At 68.0% G+C, this 18,583-nt stretch carries 16 protein-coding genes; 1 reads left to right on the top strand and 15 read right to left on the bottom strand.

All coding sequences use genetic code 11. The features are described from left to right. From P3W85_RS33520 to P3W85_RS33480, 9 genes are all read right to left on the bottom strand, one after another. Positions 1–541: alpha/beta fold hydrolase (locus P3W85_RS33520; RefSeq protein ID WP_276267916.1), on the bottom strand; the 541-nt coding region annotated here is incomplete at its 3' end. Then, the gene (locus tag P3W85_RS33515; protein ID WP_017224416.1) at positions 538–1,569 is read right to left on the bottom strand and encodes a M14 family zinc carboxypeptidase; all 1,032 of its coding nucleotides are present in this window, start codon (positions 1,567–1,569) and stop codon (positions 538–540) included. The genes P3W85_RS33520 and P3W85_RS33515, both read right to left, overlap by 4 nt. 354 nt (positions 1,570–1,923) lie before the next feature. Beyond that, positions 1,924–2,631 (bottom strand): HAD family hydrolase, encoded by a 708-nt coding sequence (locus P3W85_RS33510; protein WP_276267915.1) that lies wholly within the window; start codon positions 2,629–2,631, stop codon positions 1,924–1,926. A gap of 143 nt (positions 2,632–2,774) precedes the next feature. Then, positions 2,775–3,644, bottom strand: coding sequence for a LysR substrate-binding domain-containing protein (locus P3W85_RS33505; RefSeq protein ID WP_276267914.1), 870 nt, complete (start codon positions 3,642–3,644; stop codon positions 2,775–2,777). A 198-nt stretch (positions 3,645–3,842) separates the two neighbouring features. Beyond that, positions 3,843–5,996 (bottom strand): phosphocholine-specific phospholipase C, encoded by a 2,154-nt coding sequence (locus P3W85_RS33500; protein ID WP_276267913.1) that lies wholly within the window; start codon positions 5,994–5,996, stop codon positions 3,843–3,845. A gap of 58 nt (positions 5,997–6,054) precedes the next feature. Continuing rightward, positions 6,055–6,222, bottom strand: coding sequence for a hypothetical protein (locus P3W85_RS33495; RefSeq protein WP_276267917.1), 168 nt, complete (start codon positions 6,220–6,222; stop codon positions 6,055–6,057). Positions 6,223–6,246: 24 nt separating this feature from the next. Beyond that, positions 6,247–8,262, bottom strand: a complete 2,016-nt coding sequence (locus P3W85_RS33490) for a LamG-like jellyroll fold domain-containing protein (protein ID WP_276267912.1) — start codon at positions 8,260–8,262, stop codon at positions 6,247–6,249. 379 nt (positions 8,263–8,641) lie between these two features. Beyond that, the gene (locus P3W85_RS33485; protein WP_017229971.1) at positions 8,642–9,961 is read right to left on the bottom strand and encodes an MFS transporter; all 1,320 of its coding nucleotides are present in this window, start codon (positions 9,959–9,961) and stop codon (positions 8,642–8,644) included. Between the two features lie 83 nt (positions 9,962–10,044). Then, entirely contained in the window at positions 10,045–10,641 is a 597-nt protein-coding gene (locus tag P3W85_RS33480; RefSeq protein WP_276267911.1) for a TetR/AcrR family transcriptional regulator, read from the bottom strand. Between the two features lie 137 nt (positions 10,642–10,778). Here P3W85_RS33480 and P3W85_RS33475 point away from each other — a divergent pair, with 137 nt between their 5' ends. Continuing rightward, on the top strand, positions 10,779–11,543 hold the full coding sequence (locus tag P3W85_RS33475; RefSeq protein WP_017229969.1) for an SDR family NAD(P)-dependent oxidoreductase: 765 nt from the start codon (positions 10,779–10,781) through the stop codon (positions 11,541–11,543). A gap of 23 nt (positions 11,544–11,566) precedes the next feature. On the opposite strand, the gene P3W85_RS33470 is transcribed toward P3W85_RS33475, so the two are convergent. The 6 genes from P3W85_RS33470 to P3W85_RS33445 all read right to left on the bottom strand — a co-directional run bounded on the left by P3W85_RS33470 (position 11,567) and on the right by P3W85_RS33445 (position 18,563). Then, positions 11,567–11,725, bottom strand: a complete 159-nt coding sequence (locus P3W85_RS33470) for a DUF2474 family protein (RefSeq protein WP_276267910.1) — start codon at positions 11,723–11,725, stop codon at positions 11,567–11,569. Then, entirely contained in the window at positions 11,725–12,732 is a 1,008-nt protein-coding gene (gene cydB / locus P3W85_RS33465) for a cytochrome d ubiquinol oxidase subunit II (RefSeq protein ID WP_017229967.1), read from the bottom strand. The genes P3W85_RS33470 and cydB overlap by 1 nt, the downstream gene beginning before the upstream one ends. A gap of 5 nt (positions 12,733–12,737) precedes the next feature. Then, positions 12,738–14,192 carry a cytochrome ubiquinol oxidase subunit I gene (locus tag P3W85_RS33460; protein WP_017229966.1) on the bottom strand — a complete coding sequence of 485 codons (1,455 nt, stop codon included), beginning with the start codon at positions 14,190–14,192 and terminating at the stop codon, positions 12,738–12,740. 429 nt (positions 14,193–14,621) lie between these two features. After that, on the bottom strand, positions 14,622–16,151 hold the full coding sequence (locus P3W85_RS33455) for an amidase (protein WP_276267909.1): 1,530 nt from the start codon (positions 16,149–16,151) through the stop codon (positions 14,622–14,624). A gap of 122 nt (positions 16,152–16,273) precedes the next feature. Continuing rightward, a complete protein-coding gene (locus tag P3W85_RS33450; protein ID WP_276267908.1) occupies positions 16,274–17,458 on the bottom strand; it encodes a DSD1 family PLP-dependent enzyme in 1,185 nt (394 codons plus the stop codon). Between the two features lie 124 nt (positions 17,459–17,582). After that, positions 17,583–18,563, bottom strand: coding sequence for a Bug family tripartite tricarboxylate transporter substrate binding protein (locus tag P3W85_RS33445; RefSeq protein WP_017227663.1), 981 nt, complete (start codon positions 18,561–18,563; stop codon positions 17,583–17,585). Positions 18,564–18,583 lie beyond the last annotated feature (20 nt).

The following is an 18,583-nucleotide window of genomic DNA, read 5'->3' as shown; positions in this document are numbered from 1 at the left end:
CCGCGGCCCACAACTGGCGCAGTGCGTTGGTGCGGCTCACGGGCGCGCTGGCGCGAATCGAGGACCATGCCGCTACGTCGGCGGCGAGCGCGGCACTGGTGCTGCAGGTCAACCGGTGAACGGTGCGCTCGCAGAAATCGGCGTCATGCCAGCGCAGCGCCATGCCAAGCAGCGCCGGCCAGTTGCGCGGCGGCAGGCGCTGCGTCACGCCGCAGAATGGCCGCATGCTGGTGTTGATCAGCATCAGTGCCCCGATTTCCCGCGGATAGCGGTGTGCCCACTCGGCCGCCACCATGGCGCCCAGCGACATGGCGAGGAGGCGGTAGGGCGAGGCCAGGCCCCGGCCCCGGGCGCGCTCGCGTACGAAGTCCACCATGGCGGCCACGTTGGCCGGCGCTTGTGCGGCCGTCTCCACGCCATTGCCGGGCAGGTCCAGCATGACGACGGGCCCGATGCCGGCAGTGGTCTCGAGCATGCCTGGCAGGGCGCCCCAGTGGCGTGTCTCGCGCGTCAGGCCGCGCAGCAGGATCCAGGCGCTCATCCGGGGTGTCCGCATGGCCACTGGGCGTTGGCCAGTTCGAGCAGCGCCTGCCGGCGCTCTCCGCGCGGCAGCCAGCGCTCGGGAGCATAGGCCACGCGGGCCAGGAAATCGAGCAGGTTGGCATGGCGCCGCAGCACGCGGGCCGTGCGATGCGCCTTGACCGGATTGAAGAAGCCGTGGCGCGAAAACAGCTGGCGAGGATTCTTCTTGATCCACAGCCAGGAACCCAGTTCGAGTGTCATCGGCAGGAAGATATTGGCGTCGGGCGTATGGTCGTAGGCCCAGTCCCACAAGTCGCCATGCAGCAGGTACTGGCGGCTCTGCGGTTCGAAGGCGTAGCCGTGGTGGGGATGCGCGTGCTCGAACATGGTCTTGAGCGCGAACATTTCCGGCTGGTGCGGCATCGGCGCGACGGTGCGCGCATAGGGAAACCAGATGCTGTCGCCCCAGCCGTAGCCCGAATGACAGTCCAGGGCAAAGCTTAAGGGGCGCGACTGCAGTTGCTGCCGGACCACGCGCAGCATGGCCTGGCTCTCCACTTCCATGGGTGCGCCGAGCCGGCCGCGGTACCACGGCAGCCAGGGGCCCAGGCGCTGGCCGCCGGCCAGCAACGGCACCCGGCCCACGGCATCCTGCGGTGCATTGCGCATCAGGTCGACGCCGTTGGGGTTGGCGCGCGTGGAGGCCCACATGCCGCCAGGGTTGACGATGGGCATGAACAGCAGCCGCACCGATTGCAGTTGCCGCTCCAGCAATTCGTCCCACTCCAGGCGCCACAGCAACATGCGCATATAGTCCAGCAGCAGTTGCGTGCCGATGCGCTCCAGGCCATGGATGCCGGCAAAGAAGCCGATCGCGGGCGCGTGCGGATCGGTCGCGCCGATGCTGGCGGTGTAGAGGGGGAAGCGCTGGCCGGCCGCTTCCACCTCGCCGACCCGGCAGGCTTCCAGGCGCCCGGCGCCGGCTTCCAGGATGGCCTCCAGCTGTGCCATTTCCGGCAGGCTGCTGCCGGTGGGGAACTGCGACATGAGGCGGCGGCGTCAGCCGGTCCTGCGTGCCGCGCGATGGCGGCGGGGGGCGGATGTGACGCGGGGCAGGTGGTCGGACATGGGCGGGACAGTTCCTTGGAAGCGGTGCCGGGCTGGCAAGCCAGGAGCCGGAAAGCCGGGCCATTCGTTGGTGTCATGACGCCGGGCGCCGCAGCGCTGCGCCAGGCGCCGCAGCGCTGCGCCAGGCGCCGCGTGCCGCGGGAACCGCTGCGTGCCAGCCTTGCCGGTCTTCCCAATATAGGTGCTGACGCAGGCCACGGTGCAAAAGCGTGCCCGCCATCATCACCCAGGATTGTGAAGGCCGCGTGACGGATGGCGCGCTTGCGCTGCGAGTCAGGCCGCGTTCAGCGCCGGGGCCGGGGCGGCCGGCGGCGCGAACAACGTCAGCACCGGCCAGCCGCGCGAGGCCGCCAGGGCGCGCAGCGCGGCGTCCGGATTGGCGGCGACCGGGTGACTGACGGCTTCGAGCAGGGGGATATCGTTGCGCGAGTCACTGTAGAAGGCGGTATGTCCGAACTGGTCCCAGGCCAGTCCGAGCGAGTGCAGCCACTGCGCTACGCGTTCGATCTTGCCGGCGCCGAAACTCGGCACGCCCTCGACCGCGCCGGTGAAGTTGCCCTGGGCATCCTGGGCTGCCTCCACCGCCACCAGGTGGTCCACCTCCAGCGCCGCGGCGATCGGCTCGGTGACAAAGCGGCAAGTGGCCGTGACGATGCAGCACAGGTCGCCGGCATCCCGGTGCCTGGCCAGCAGGGCGCGCGCCTCGGGGAGGATGGCGGGCGCGATCACGTTCCGCATGAAATCGCTGCGCAAGGCTTCCAGCCGCGCGCGCGGATGGCGCGCCAGCAGGCCGAGGGCAAACGCGGCATGGCGGTGGAAATCGAGGCGCCCGGCGCCGTACTCGGCCAGCCATAGCGCGTTATTGGCCTCGACCTCCCGCGCGTCGGCCGCGCCCGCCTCCACCAGGTAGCGCGCCCATTCGTATTCGCTATCCAGCGGCAGCAAGGTGTGGTCAAGGTCAAACAAGGCAAGGCAGGACATGCGCCGTCTCCGGTCGGAAAACCGGCAAGCATGCGGGCCGGGGGTGACCCCCAGATGATGTGCGGCCCAAGAATCCCGATACCGGTATTGACGGTTTTCGCTGGCGGTGCGCGGGCGTTGACGCAGCTTATTCCGTGCGGCGCCTAAGCCGCCGCGCGCGGCGCGAGGCAATCAAGGAAAGCGCCGATCAGCCGCGTATGCGTGCGGCCCTGCAGGCAATAGAGGTATTCGTGCAGCACGGGTGGGTGGCTGGCGAAGGGCACCACACACAGCGCGGGGTCGCGCGGGACTTCGCCCACAGGCACCACACTGGCGCCCAGGCCCTGGCGGATCGCTTCGTAGATGGCCTCGCGGCTGCCGATCACGGTGTTGGCCGGCAGCGGCAGTCCGGCCTCGTCCAGCGCGGTCTCGGTGGCCTTGCGCGTCATCGAGCCGTGCTCGCGGATCAGCAGGTGGCAGGCGGCCAGCTGCGCCAGGCTGACGCTGGGCGCGCGCGCCAGCGCGTGGCCGGGATTGACCACCACCACCATCGGGTCGGTGGCCAGGGTGATGCGCGCCAGGCGTTCATCGTTGACGGCGTGCGACGATACCGCGACGTCGATGCGGTATTCGAACAGCGCGTCCAGCATCTGCTGCGAGTTGCCGATATCGATGCTGATCTCGATGGCGGGAAAGCGCTGCCTGAACGCGGCCACGCTCTTCAGGATGTAGTAAGGCCCGGTGGCGCCGATGCGCAGATGCCCGAGGTGCAGGCTGCCGGCATTGCGCAGCAGGAAGTCCGCGTTGCCTTCATGCTGCATCAACTGCTCCACCACCGGCATCAGGGCCACGCCGACGTCGCTCAGGTCGACCCGGCCGGCACGCCGGTAGAACAGTTCGACGCCATAGTTTTCTTCAAGCTGGCGGATACGGCCGGTGACGGTGGGCTGGCTCACGCGCAACTGCTTGGCCGCGGTGGTGATGCTGCCCTGCCGTGCCACTTCATAGAACGTCGTCAGCAGGTCGCCGAGCATGGGGGGATTCCGAGGGGATAAAACAAGCGCGCCAGTCTAGCGGCGTTTTGTGACAGTTCTGCACCGCGCCGGTACGAACGTCCAGGCGCGGTGAAGAATCAGAATGGGGGGTGGACAAGCGCGGGCCAGCCGATGCTGCGCCGGCCCGCAACGCCGCCCGGCGGCAGGAGCCGGCTCGCTCCGCCTGCCAGGCAGCGTTCAGGGCACGGCCCGGGCGGGCTTGCCCAGTGCCGGATCGGAGACGCTGTCGGTGCCGGTCTCCAGGCGGCCGGCAAAGCGGCGCCGGAAGCTGCCCTGGGTGGTTGTCACGACGAAGTCGTACCAGTTGCCTTGCCGGCCCACCGGCCAGTGCTGGTCGAGTTGCTTGCCCGCCGGGATGTCGAAGGTCCAGGGGCCATCTTCGCGGTAGGCGGCGGGCGTGACCGTGAAGGTGCACGCCACAGCGCCGGTATTGATCATGGTCAGGTAGACGGCGGCATTGGCGATGTCGTAGCACACCCGGATTTCGGGCGCGGTGCCGCCAGCGGCCGATACCGTGCTGACGTCGCCCTGGAAGCTGCGATGGAAGCCGTTCGGGCCCAGCACCCACAGATCGTACTTGCCGTTGTCCGCCGCGAAGACGTCCCAGCTCCCGCTGAGCTGTTTGCCCGGCTCGACCGCGTAGCGGCGCGGCACGCGGTCCAGGTGGAGGCGGTCGTAGACATGGAAGACCGCGGCGGCGGTGCCGGTGTTGCTGAACAGCAGCCACATCGCCCGCGAGCCCGGATCTTCGCGCCCGCTGACATGCAGTTCGTAGGGCAGTGCGCGCGAGGGACGCGTGCCGGTTTCCTGGGTGGCAGGGTTGGCGGCCTGGAAGGCGGCGGTGGGCAGCGCCACCTGCGCCTTGGCTTCCTGCGCCGTGCGCACGCCGTCGGCAACGGCCCTGGTGCGGCTGGGCATGACAGGCAGGGCCGCGCTGTTCGGGCTGACGAAGTTGAAAGCCGACAGCAGGTCGCCGCAGATGGCGCGGCGGTAGGGGCTGATGTTGGTTTCGGCGATGCCGAAGCGCGCCTCCAGGAAACGCAGCACCGAGGTGTGGTCGAACACCTGCGAGTTGACCCAGCCGCCGCGGCTCCAGGGCGAGACCACATACATCGGCACGCGCGGGCCGGGGCCGTAGGGGTGCTTGTCGACGTGGTACTCGCCATCGGTGGCGATGGTGGACTTGCCGGCCAGTACGCCGTTGTCGTCATAGGCCGGCGCGCAGGGCGGCGGCACATGGTCGAAGAAGCCGTCGTTCTCGTCGAAATTGATCAGCAGCACGGTCTTGCTCCAGATCGCCGGGTTTGCCGTCAGCGCGTTCAGCACCTCTTGCGTGTACCAGGCGCCCTGCACCGGGCTGGAAGGCCCGGGGTGCTCCGAGTAGTTCGCCGGCGCCACGATCCAGGACACCTGCGGCAGGCTGCCCGCCGCGATATCGTCCTTCAGCGCCTGCAGGAAGCCGCCGTCCGGCATGGTGTTGCCGATGCCCTTGATGAGCGGATTGATGGCGTCGTCGGCAATGGTGTAGGCCGGGTAGGGGCTGCCGTTGGAAGCATTGCCGCGCGCCTCGTTGGCCTTGCGGTACTGCACGAACCCGGCCAGCGGGTTGTCGGTGAAGTTGTCCGGCATGTTCTGGTACAGCTTCCAGCTCACGCCTGCCGCCTGCAGGCGTTCCGGATAGGTGGTCCAGCGGTAGCCGCCGGTGGAGGCGCCCATGGAGTCGCCGCTGTTGTCGATCACCGGGCCGCCATTGGCCCCGGTGGGGTCATTGGTGCCGGTCCAGTGGAACAGGCGGTTGGTGTTGGTGCCGCCATGGAAGCCGCAGTGGTAGGCGTCGCACAGGGTGAAGGCGTCGGCCAGCGCAAACTGGAAATCCAGCTCGGTCTGGGTGTAGTAGCCCATGGACTGGGTCTGCTTGTAGGTTGGCCACTTGTTCATGCGGCCCAGGTCCCAGGCGTTCTGCGCATCGGGGTAGCTGTGCGGCGTGCCGTTGACGCGCTGGGCGTTGCCAGTGGCGCTGTCGAGGTGGTACGGCTGGACGATGCGGTTGGTGAAGCCCTGCTGCCAGACGTTGAGGCCGCCGGCCAGCGGGATCGGGAAGCGGTCGCCAAAGCCGCGCACGCCCTTCAGCGTGCCGAAATAGTTGTCGAACGAGCGGTTCTCCTGCATCAGGATCACCACATGCTCGACGTCGCGAATGGTGCCGGTGGCATTGTTGGCGGGAATCGCCAGCGCGCGGCGGATCGACGGCGGGAAGGCAGCCAGCGCGGCGGCGGCGGCGGTGCTGCCGCCGGCCATCTTGAGGAATCTGCGTCTGCTGTTAAGGCTCATTGTTGTCTTCAATCTGATCGGGTCGGTTTGTGCTGAACGTGCGCTCGGGGCCGGCGCCTTACGGCGCGCAGCGCAACTGCGGTGTGACTGCGGCCGGCTCTCCCGGCGGGGCCGGGGACTTGTTGTCGGCAGAGTCGCCACCACAGGCGGCCAGTGCGGCGCACAGCGCCATTGCCGCCAGCCAGCCTGGCCGCGCGAGGAGGGAAATCAAAGGCTTCATGGTCACGTTGCTCTCGTGGAGGAATAAGGATCAGGGGTTGAGCGTGGACAGCGGCTGGCGCGAGCCGGCGATCGTTTGCAGCTCGGCAAGGCTGAGCTGGCGCGTCCACATGGCCAGGTCGTTGAACTCCATCACGCCCTTGAGCGCGCCGGCGTTGTTCGGCACATAGTTGTGCGTGGCATCGTCGTTGATGCCCCAGACCTTGGTGGCCAGCCCGTTCAGCTTGGTGACATCGGTATTGGCGATGGACCTGTTCTCGGTCTTCTGCAGCCCGAGCACCGGATCGATGACGTAGGCGCTGAAGGTCTTGCCCGTGGCGTTGACCGACAAGGCCAGGTAGGCCCACTGATTGGCGCTGAACTTCATGCCCGTGATGTCGTCGCGCTTGCCGCCGCCGCTGCCCAGGTTGAAGCGCACCTCGCAGCTGCTCCACAAACCGATGGCGATCCCGGCGTTGCCGCCCGAGTAGTAGTTCTTGTTGGATAGGATCGGCTCGCCGGTGCCGTTGCCCTGCGTGCAATCCGACTTGAACCAGAAGCCGATGGTGAACTGCGGGCTCAGGGCGATATCGGCGCCGCTCTGCGTGAGCTGGTAGGCATCGATGTTCGAGTTGACCTTCAGCGACTTGCCGCCGAAGTTGTCGCTGCCGAGCGAGCCGCCGTCGGTGCCGGCCACCCACGGACCGATGGTGGTGGTGCCTTTGCTGTCCACCGCGGGCAGGGTTTCGAAGCTGTAATAGGCTGCCAGGTTGTTGCGCAGTGTGTCCGCCAGCACGATAGGCTTGACGTAGTCGATCTGCGCCAGCAGCGATACCGGCACGCCGTTGCGCACCAGCGTGTAGTTGTAGCGGTAGAGGCCGCTGGCGGGCGAGTTGAGCGTCTTGTCTTCATAGCTGGTGGTGCCCGCCGGCAGCTTGGCGATCAGTACGCCATCGCGTATCAGCGTCATGTCGCCGCTGGCAGTGGAGGGGTTCTGCCAGGAGAGCACCAGTGAGGCGTTGGCGCTGCCCACCACGGATTTCATGGCACGCACCCCCGCGGTGCCGATCAGGGGGGAGCCGTCGAGCTGATAGGTAGCGATGGGCAGGGCCACGCCGGCATGCGCGAGCACGGTCGGCAGCACGTCGACCTCGCTCGGCAGTGCCGCGAGGGCGGCGGCATCGGCAGGTGCCGCGGCGAGGTTGCTGGCCAGCGCCGCGTTGAACGGCTTGTTGAGCGCGATGAACGTGGTGAGGTTGCCCAGTGCTGGCACCGTGGTGGTGGCGCCCGTGGCGTCCAGCCCGTGGCTGGTGGTCACTGCTACCAGCCAGTCTTCCCCGGCATTTGCCTGGCGGCGCGCCTGCACCGCGGCCAGCAACTTGCCGAGCGCCTGGTCGAAGGCGGATAGCGAGCTGGCGTAGCCGCTGCCCTGGACGCCTTGCGCGGCAGCTGCCTTGCCAGGCGCGCTGAACTGTGCGAACACCACGTCGTAGCCGGATTGCACCAGCCTGACGCCTTCCTGCGTCACGCAGGTGTCATCGGAAGTGCAGTCGCGCAGCGAGTCGAGGTTGCCCGCCGCTGCGTCGGCCTTGAGCAGCGCCGGCAGCATCGGGGCGCTGGTGGCAGCGCCCAGGCGCTGCCGGGGGCTGCCGGTATTCGCATCGCGCAGGTACTTGAACAGGCTCGGCACGCGCAGGCCGGCGGCTGCGCCTACGTCATCGATGACGCCGTGCCGGTCCACCCAGTTGCCGGCGAGCACGGCCGCCCAGCTCGGGCCGTCGAGCGGAACCTGCTCGGTGGTGGTGCCCAGCCGGCCGCCGGTGGACGCGGGCGTGATCGCCAGCGTGGCCAGGTTGGGCAGCGTGCGCTGGTTCAGCGCGCTGCGCAGCTGGCCATAGGTGGCACCGTCCACGCCGACCAGCAACACCTTCTTGCTGGTGGCGGCGCCCGGGTTGCTCTGTTCGGGGGCGACCACCGCCGGCGTGTCGCTGCCACCACCACCGCATGCTGCTACCGTGCCTGCCAGCGCCAGGCCAAACGCCATGCGAGCCTGCTGTTTCCATGCCATATCCGGTTCCTCTTCTCTGTTGTCTGAAGCGGCGCGCCGCGTTGGCGGCACTGCCGATCGCGCTGCCCGCGACGCGTTCGCAGAGTAAGAAAAGGGGTTGTCACCAGAGTGACGTCGAGGCAAAGAATGCTGATACGCCTATTTGCATTCTTGATGGGACAAGCAAGCTGGCGTACGGACGCGCCTGCCGGCTGGCTTGGGGATGCCGGCAGGCGCAGAGAATTCGGCCGCAGGAATGGCCGTGGGGCATGCCGGGAGCGGAAGAAAGGCGGGAGAGATGAGGTGGGATATAGGCGAGCGGGAATGCACTGCGCCGCGCTACCTCCTTATCGCAATGGCGAAAGGGGCAACGCGGCGCGGGCAGCCGGCGCCGCCACTTTCAGGCCTTGGCTGCCCGGGCGGTCGAACCGCTGATCTGCGCCGAGGGGCGCCTGACCATCAGCGCCAGCAGCGCCGCCACCACGCAGGCCGCACCCGCGGCGTACAGGGCCGGGGTGTAGGTCAGCAGCAGGGTGCGGGTCAGGCCCGCACCGAAGGCGGCGGTGGCCGCGCCAACCTGGTGGGCGGCGAAGATCCAGCCAAACACCATCGGCGCGCGCTCCTTGCCGAACACCGAGCCCGCCAGCTTGACCGTGGGCGGTACCGTGGCAATCCAGTCCAGGCCGTAGAACATGGCGAAGATCGACAGGCCGTACAGCGTGAAGGTGGAATGCGGCAGCCAGAACAGTGACAGGCCGCGCAGCCCGTAGTACCAGAACAGCAGCTTGCGGCAGTCGTAGCGGTCCGACAGCCAGCCCGACAGGATGGTGCCGACAAAGTCGAATGCGCCCATCATCGCCAGCGCGCCGGCGGCGGGCACGGCGGCCATGCCGAAGTCCGCGCACAAGGAAATGAAGTGCGTCTGGATCAGGCCGTTGGTACTCAGGCCGCAGATGAAGAAGGTGCCGGCGAGGATCCAGAAGGTCTGGTTGCGGGCCGCGTCGCGCAGCACCACGAAGGGACCGCGCAGCGTCAGCGGCGCGGGTGGTGCGCTCGGCCGTGCCGGTGCGGCAGGCGCATGCACCGGAACCTCGCCGTAGGCGGTAAGGCCGACGTCACCCGGCCGGTTGCGCATGAAGCAGAACACCAGCACGGCCAGCAGGGCGCAGGCGAACAGCACCGGCAGCACGGCGGTGCGCCAGCCCAGATGCTCGATCAGCCAGGCGGCGACCGGCAGGAAGGCTAGCTGGCCGGTGGCTGAACTTGCCGTCAGGATGCCGATCACCAGCCCGCGGCGTGCGCTGAACCAGCGGCTGGCGACCACGGCGGCGAGCACCAGCGCGGTCAGGCCGGAGCCGACGCCGAGCATCAGGCCCCATGCAATGAACAGCTGCCACAACTGCGTAGCCACCGTCGCCAGCGCCATGCCGCCCGCGATCAGCGCCAGCGCTGCCCAGACCACGTTACGCACGCCGAAGCGTTCCATCAGGATGGCCGAGAACGGTGCCATCAAGCCGAACAGGGCAAAGCGGAAGGCCAGGATCGACGAGATCTGGTCGGTGTTCCAGCCCATCTCGCGGGTCAGCGGCTTGAGAAAGGCACCGGGCAGGCCGAGCGCGGCCGAGGTGGTCAGCATCACGCAGAAGGTGATGGCCGCGATCAGCCACGCATAGTGGATGCCGCGCCGGTCGAGCCGGCTGGAAAGCGCTTGAGCGAACATGGAATATCCGGGGGCGGTGGATCGGCGTTGGTGTGTTGTCGTTGCGTTATGCGTTATGCGTTATGCGTTGCCCGCGTTGTCCGCTATTGCGCGAGCGGACCCAGCAGCATCTCGCGCGCGGCGGCAAGCATGTCTTCGGCAAGGGCATCGCCTTCGGTCGCGCGCGCGATCGTCATCGCACCCACCAGCGTGGCGAGCTGCGCCAGCGCGAGCTTGCGGCGCTCGGCCGGGTCGGCATGCCCGACCGTTTTCATCCAGTCGTCGACCATGTGCTTGAAGCCATCGATATAGACCTGGCGCACCGGCTTGTCCGCCGGCTCGCGGGCGATGTCGCCGGCCAGCGCTACGGCCGCGCAGCCGTCGCCGGGGTTGGTGCAATGCGCCAGCGTCAGGTAAGGCTCGACCAGGCTCGATCGCATGGCGTGCTGGTCGCCGCCGGCGCGTTCGAGGCGGCGCGACCAGCGCCGCGCCGACTCCTCGAAGGCGCGCTTGCAGGCCAGTGCGGCCAGCTCGTCCTTGGAGGAGAAGTGGCCATAGAAGCCGCCGTGCGTAAGGCCCGCGCCGCCCATCAGCTCGGCCACGCTCACGCCGTTCAGTCCGCGTTCGCGAAACAGCTTCGAGGAAGCCTGCTCGATGGCTTCCCGATGCTTCTCGGCTTGCTCTCGTGATGCGCGCGCCATATCCGTTTCTCCTGCCAAAACTTTGCTTGACCGGATTTTATATGATGACCATAATTTATTCAATAGATGTTGGTCGTCATTTAAAATGCCGCCGCCCCTGATCCGGGCGGCGGCGCCTTTCCCTCAGGAGACCCGTCATGCAGAACCTGTTCGATCTCACCGGCCGCGTGGCCGTCCTTACCGGCTCCACCAAGGGCATGGGCCTGGAAATGGCCCGGGCGCTGGGCGCCTCGGGCGCCTCCCTGGTGGTCTCCGGACGTGACCAGGCCGCCACCGAGGCGGTAGCGGCCGCGCTGGAAGGCGAGGGCTTCAAGGCGAAAGGCATCGCTTGCGACATCGCCAGCCTGGATAGTGTCCGCGTCTTCGCGCAGCGGGCGCTGGAGGCTTACGGCCGGGTCGACGCGCTAGTGCTGAACGCGGCGGGCAGCGGCATCGTGGGCTCGATGCTGAGCCAGGGACCGGAGCTGTTCGACCAGGCCATGGCGGGCAACGTGCGTGGCAACCTGGTACTGGTGAATGCGCTGGCGCCCCAGATGATCGAACGCGGCGACGGCTCGATCATTTTCATGTCCAGCATCGGCGCCAAGCGTGGCTCGGCGGTGCTGGGGCTGTATGGCATCACCAAGGCGGCGACCGACCAGGCCGTGCGCAGCCTGGCTCAGGAACTGGGTCCGAAGGGGATCAACGTGAATGCGATCAACCCTGGGCCGGTGCGCACGGAGTTCTCGCGCGAGGCGCTGTGGGGCAACCCGGAACAGGAGGCGCGGATGGCCGCGGCCATCCCGATGCGCCGCATCGGAGAGGCGAAGGATGTGGCGGGGCTGGCGGTGCTGCTGGCGTCGCCGGCCGGGCGCTTTATCCACGGCCAGAGCATTGGCGTGGATGGCGGCCTGTCGGCGTAGGCCACGGAGCGGCGGGAAGTCCCTCAGCTATGCATGCCCGCCGCGCGCATCAGCAGGCGCAGCAGCAGGGCCGCTGCGCCCAGCGCTGCCACGCTGGCCACCCAGATCAGCAGCATCCAGCCCACTCGCCTGAGCCAGGGCCTGGGCGGTTTTCCGCCGCGCCCGCGATTCGCCACCGCCATCAGTGGTACCCCTCGCCGTGTTTGACCTTGCCGCGGAACACGTAGTAGGACCAGACGGTGTACATCAGGATGAACGGAATGATGAACAGTGCGCCCACCAGCGCGAAACCTTGGCTCTGCGCCGGCCCGGCGGCATCCCAGATCGAGATGTTCGGCGGCACGATGTTCGGCCACACGCTGATGGCCAGCCCGCTATAGCCCAGGAAGACCAGCGCCAGCGTGTACATGAACGGTGCCAGGTGGGCATGGTGCTGCAGCGAACGGATCAGCCGGTACATGGCGAACGCCACCAGCAACGGTACCGGCGAGAACCAGATCAGGTTGGGCAGGCTGAACCAGCGCGCGGCAATGCGCGGCTGCGCGAGCGGCGTCCAGATGCTGATCACCGCGATCACCGCCAGCAGCACCCAGGCCAGCTTGGCCGTCAGCTCCAGCATGCGCTGGTGCAGCGGGCCTTCGGTCTTCATGATCAGCCAGGTGCTGCCCAGTACGGTGTACGCCACCACCACGCCGACGCCGCAGAACAGCGGAAAGGGCTGCAGCCAGTCCAGCGGCCCGCCCGAGAAGGCGCGCCCCGTCACCCGGATGCCATCGATGTACGCACCCAGCGAAACCCCCTGGAAGAAGGCCGCCATCAGCGAGCCGCAGATGAAGGCCTTGTCCCAGACATGGCGCTCGCGGTCATTGGCCTTGAAGCGGAACTCGAACGCCACGCCGCGGAAGATCAGCCCGAGCAGCATGAAGATCAGCGGCAGGTAGAGCGCGCTGAGCACCACCGAGTAGGCCAGCGGGAAGGCCGCCAGCAGGCCCGCGCCGCCGAGCACCAGCCAGGTCTCGTTGCCGTCCCAGACCGGGGCCACCGTGTTCATCATCACATCGCGGTCTTGGCGGTCGGGCACGAAGGGATACAGCATGCCGATGCCAAGGTCAAAGCCGTCCATCACCACATACATCATCACGCCGAAGAAGATGATGACGGCCCAGATAAGAGAGAGATCGATGCCCATGATGTTCAGCTCCTGCTGTCGGCCATGCGGTTAGCGGAGGCGACCGCATTCGGCACATCGCCCGGATCGTCCACGGCGGACAGCGGGCGCGCCGGGGTGCCCTCCACCTCGTGGCCGCCATCGGGAGGCGGGTCGCCCTCATGCATCACCGGGCCCTTGCGCACCAGCCGCATCATGTAGGCGATACCGACGCCAAACACGAAGAAATAAGCCACCACGAACAGCCCGAGCGAGAAGGCCAGTTCCGGTACGCCGTGCGGCGAGACGGCATCGGCCGTGCGCATCACGCCATAGACCACCCAGGGCTGGCGCCCGATCTCGGTGGTGAACCAGCCTGCCAGCAGCGCGATCAGCCCGGCCGGGCCCATCCATAGCGCCATGCGCAGGAAAGCGCGCGAGCGGTAGAGCGCCTCGCCACGGCGCAGCAGCAGGCTCCAGAGCCCGAGCAGGATCATCAGCATGCCGAGTCCCACCATCACGCGGAAGCACCAGAAGAGGATGGTGGCGTTGGGCCGGTCCTGCGGTGCGAAATCCTTCAGGCCCTTGATCTGGCCATCCCAGGTGTGGGTGAGGATCAGGCTGCCCAGCCGCGGGATTTCCACGGCGAAACGGGTTTCCTCGCGCGCCATGTCGGGCCAGCCGAACACGATCAGCGGCAGCGCCTCGTCGCCACGGTTCTGCCAGTGGCCCTCCAGCGCGGCAATCTTGGCCGGCTGGTGCTGGAGCGTGTTGAGACCATGCATGTCGCCGATCACCGCCTGGATCGGCGCCACGATCAGCAGCATCCACATCGCCATCGACAGCATCTTGCGGATGGCCGGGTTGTCGCGCCGGCGCAGCAGGTGCCAGGCTGCGGAGGCGCCTACGAACAGCGCGGTGGCAAGGAAGGCCGCCACGCTCATATGCACCAGCCGGTACGGGAACGACGGATTGAAGATGACAGCGAGCCAGTCCACCGGGACCACGCGGCCGTCGATGATCTCGTAGCCCTGCGGCGTTTGCATCCAGCTGTTGGAGGCCAGGATCCACGTGGCCGAGATCAGCGTGCCCAGCGCCACCATCAGTGTGGCGAAGAAGTGCAGGCCGGGGCCGACCTTTTTCCAGCCGAACAGCATCACGCCGAGGAAACCCGCCTCCAGGAAGAAGGCCGTCAGCACTTCATACGCAAGCAGCGGACCGGTCACGCTGCCGGCAAAGTCCGAGAAGAAGCTCCAATTGGTGCCGAACTGGTAGGCCATCACCAGCCCCGAGACCACGCCCATGCCGAAGTTGACGGCGAAGATCTTGGACCAGAAGTGATAGAGGTCGCGATAGACCGTGTTCTGCGTGCGTAGCCAGCAGCCTTCCAGCACCGCCAGGTAGCTCGCCATGCCGATGGTGATGGCGGGGAAGATGATATGGAAGGAAATGGTGAAGCCGAACTGGATCCGGGCCAGGTCGAGCGCGCTCAAGCCGAACATATGGTGACCTCCATGGTGCGGCGGGGACGGTGTGGGCTGGCGGTCGGCCCGCGTTGCGTTTCAGTCGCACGAGTAGATAGGGTACTCCACCGCGTGAGCGCATTGAAGGGCTCTTTATTCGGGCCTGGGCGGCCGGGCGGCAAGTGGAGGGATGCCTGGCGAGGCGAGAGGCCTGTCCGGACGGACAGGGTTGAAGCGGGGATTTCCATGAGCAAGGCCGGGAGATTGGGCGCGGCGCCCGGCCGGACGATCGGGTGATCGTGCCGGGCGCGTGCCATGGACAACATGCTACCGGCAGGGCGGCATGGATAACAGAAGCAACCGTGGAGTAAAAGACCGTATCAGTTTGAGAGGGTAGCCGGTGTCGACGTAGCCCCTGCCGGCGCCGGATAGCCGGACAGCGGATATGGCCTGCCGCAGCCCCCCCGCCTACACGGCCGATACCGGGGATCCTTGCCCGGAGCCGGTACCAGCCAGCATCGGCGGTGCTGTGACAATCGACCTCAGGTCGGGCACCGCCGCACGCAATTGATCCAGGCGCGGCAACGGACGGCGCAGCGACTCCGATCCTGCGAAAGCCTGTTCCATGGCATGCGCCACGCCCAGCGTATGGTGATCGGCGCGGAAGCGTCCGACCACCTGCAGGCCGAACGGCATGCCGGCATGGTCCACGCCGCACGGCAGGCTGATGGCGGGATGCGTTGTCAGCGTCACCACGTAGGTCGGCGCCAGCCAGCGGTAGTAATTCTCCTGCTTCTCACCGTTGATGCGCTCGGCGTAGAGGCTGGTCCACGGGAAGGGCGAGACCGGGGTGGTCGGCGACAGGATGATGTCGTAGTCCTCGAAGGCCGCCTGGAAGCGGCCAAGGATGCGGGTCTGCTCGGCCTGTGCCCAGGCGCTGTCGCCGAGCGACATGGCGGCGCCCATCTCGTAGTTGGCGCGCGTGTTGGGCCCCAGGCTGGCCGGGTCGCGCTGATAGGCCTCATGCATGCCGGCCACGAAGCTCTCCGCACGCAGCACGTCGAAGCAGCGGTGTGCATCGCCCAGGTCAAAGCGGATCTCGTCGCAACTGCGGAACAGGTGCCGCATGGCCGCGATCTTGTCGCGAAAGACTTGCCGGATCTGGTTGTCCACCGCGCACACGCCGAAATCCTCGGTCCAGCCCACCCGCAGCGAGCCCAGGTCGACATTGGCCGGTACCAGGAAGGACAGCGGGTCGAGCGCATAGGTGAGCGGGTCGCTGGCCGAGACACCGGCGGAGGCTGCCAGTTGCAGGCAGGCATCGGCCACCGTGCGGCCCATCGGCCCGACCACGGAAATCGGTGTCCAGCCCAGCAGCTTGCGCGAACTGGGCACCACGCCCGGCGACGGGCGGAAGCCCACTACACCGCATTTGGCGGCGGGAATGCGCAGCGAGCCGCCGGTATCCGAGCCCGTGCACACCGGCAGCATGTCGGTTGCCAGCGCGGCAGCCGAGCCGCCGGACGAGCCGCCGGCATTGAGGTTGGGGTTGAACGGATTGCCGGTGGCGCCCCACACCGCGTTGCGCGAATTGGCGCCTGCGCCCATCTCGGGAATATTGGTCTTGCCGGTAACGATGGCGCCGGCGGCGCGCAGGCGTGCCACCAGCACGTTGTCGGCGCTGGGCACATTGTCGCGGTAGAGCGGCGAGCCATAGGTGGTGAGCAGGCCAGCGGTGGCTTCCAGGTCTTTCACGCCGAGCGGCAGGCCATGCAGCAGGCCCAGCGGGGCGCCGTCGAGCACGGCGCGTTCGGCGGCCCGGGCTTCGTCGCGTGCGCGCTCGTAGCAGGTGGCGGTGACGGCGTTGATAAAGGGATTGACCGCCTCGATGCGGGCGATGCATGCCTCCAGCAGTTCAACCGGCGAGATTTCCTTGCTGCCGATCATGCGGCGCAGGGCCACGGCGGATTGGGCGAGCAGGCTGTCGTTCTGGGTCATGATGGCATTCTCTGGCATGGGTGGAGAGCACCGCGCTGGTATTGGCGGTGCTCCGATAGGCATTGGCTGCATTGGTTGCATTGGCTGTGCATTGGCGCGGCCCGACGCGTGGTGGCGAAGGGCTAGCGGCTCAGCCCGCGCGCCGCCACCGGCCACAGGCATGCCACGGTCTGGCCGCGCACGCCCACGATTTCGTCGTACAGGTTGAGCGTGGGGTCGCAGTGGCCCGGAACCAGCAACACCTGGGTGCCCAAGGCGGGCAGGCTGGCGGCACTGGCACCGGCCCTGGTGAGTGGCTCGACGATGCCGTGCTCGTCGTTGGCGGCCACGTAGGCCAACGCCTGGTCCGGGCCTGCCGCGCCCCACACCAGCGGCAGGCCGGAATCCACCGCCATCGACTTGAGTCCGGCGTCCAGCACGACGCGTGGCGCGGGCCGCGTCGCCGCCGCCACGCTCATCACGGTGCTGGCGATAAACAGGCTGTGTTCGAAGCGCAGTGCGCCGCTGTAGTCGTTGCGGCCGTAGTCGGCGTCCATGAAGATATAGGAGCCGGGCTGGATCTCGGTATAGACGCCGCTCGCCAGGTCGAACTCGACGCTGCCGCTGCCCCCGCCGGTGACCGTCGGGCAGGCCACGCCGGCCTCGGCCAGTTCGGCAACCACGGCTGCCGTGCGCGCCGCCGCGTCGGCGGCTGCCTGCCTGCGCGAGGCGTAGTCGCGCACATGCTGGATGCCGCCGTGATAGGCCTGCAGGCCGCGGAATTCCAGCCGCGCGTGTGCGCCGATGGCCTGTACCAGGCGCAGCGCGGCAGGCGCATCGGCCACGCCGCAGCGCCCCTGGCCGACGTCGATTTCCACGAACACGCCGATGGTGCTGCCGGCGTGCCCGGCGGCTTCGGCGAGCGCGCCGATCTGCCGCGCGTCGTCGACGCAGACGCTGAGCCGGGCGTGCCGCGCCATGCCGGCCAGCAGCGCGGCCTTGGCCGTTCCGGCGATCTCGTTGCTGATGTGGATGTCGGTAACCCCTGCCTGCACGAAGGGCAGCGCCTCGCTCACCTTCTGGCAGCAGATGCCGACCGCGCCGCGCGCGATCTGCGCCAGCGCGATTGCCGGGCACTTGTGCGCCTTGGCGTGCGGGCGCAGGTGTACGCCGGCTTTGTCCGCGGCCTGCTGCATCTGCGCCAGGTTGCGTTCAAAGACGTCCAGGTCGAGCACCAGCGAGGGGGTATCGATGGTGGCCGCGGGCTGGCCGGCAACGGCGGGCGGCGCGAGCCTCAAGCCTGGTGTGGCGGAATCGGGGAGCGTCATGTGTCGGGGGGTCTCGGTTCGTTCCGGATGGCATGGCGCCGCCTCGGGGGCGGCCGTGCCTGCGATGATGTGGGCGGAGGGCGGCACTGTCAAACCGCGCCGCCTCCGAGCCTTCAGGCGCCGGTCAGTCGGCCTGGATATTGGCGCGCTGCGCGATGGCGCGCATGCGCGGCAGCTCCCTGGTGATCAGCGCCGTCACCTCGGCCCCGCTGCCGTAGGCCGGCTCGAAACCGTTGTCCAGCAGCTTCTTGCGGGTGTCCGGGTCGGCCATGGTTTCGGCGAGGGCCTTCTCCAGCCGGGCCTTGACCTCGGGCGCCAGGCCGCGCGGCGCCACCACCGCCAGCCAGGTATCCATGTCGGTAGCCGGGAAGCCGCTCTCCGCCACGGTGGGCACGTCGGGCAGCAGCGTCGAGCGCTTGGCGGTGGTCACCGCGATGGCCTTGATCTTGCCGGCTCGGAGCTGCGGTACAGCGGCCGCGACCGTGTCCACCGAGAACGGGATCTGGCCGCCGATCAGGTCGGTCATGGCCGGCGAGCTGCCGCGATAGGGCACATGCAGCATCTTGACGCCGAGATCGTTGAGCAGCATTTCGCCGGCGAACTGGGCGGTGGTGCCGGTGCCGAAGGAGCCGTAGGAGTACTTGCCGGGCGCGGCCTTGAGCGTCGCCGCGAGTTGCTTGAGGTTGTTGACCGGTACGTCGCGGTTGGCCAGCAGGATCAGGCCGGTACGCCCGGTCAGCCCGATCGGCTCGAAGCTCTTGAGCGGATCGTAGGGCAGCCTGGGATGGATGGCCGGATTGACCGTGAAGGTGGTTCCGGAACTGACCAGCAGCGTGTAGCCATCCGGCGCGGCCTTGGCGACCAGGCCGGCGCCGACGATGGTGCCGGCACCCGGCCGGTTGTCGATGACCACGGTCTGCCCCAGGCGGTCGCCGAGCTTCTTGGCCAGCAGCCTGCCGATCACATCGGTGGCGCCGCCGGGCGGGAAGGGGATCACCATCTGGAGCGGGTGGGTAGGATAGGCCTGGGCCAGCGCACTGCCGGCAGGCACCGCCAGGCAACAGGCGGCCAGGCACGCGAGCTTGAAGGTGTGGACGGATTTCATGCTGACTCTCCTGCTTGGCA

Origin of the sequence: Cupriavidus basilensis (assembly GCF_029335485.1) — a bacterium.
In the GTDB taxonomy this organism is placed as follows: Bacteria; Pseudomonadota; Gammaproteobacteria; order Burkholderiales; family Burkholderiaceae; genus Cupriavidus; species Cupriavidus basilensis_E.
This window is presented reverse-complemented; position numbering and strand designations above follow the sequence as displayed.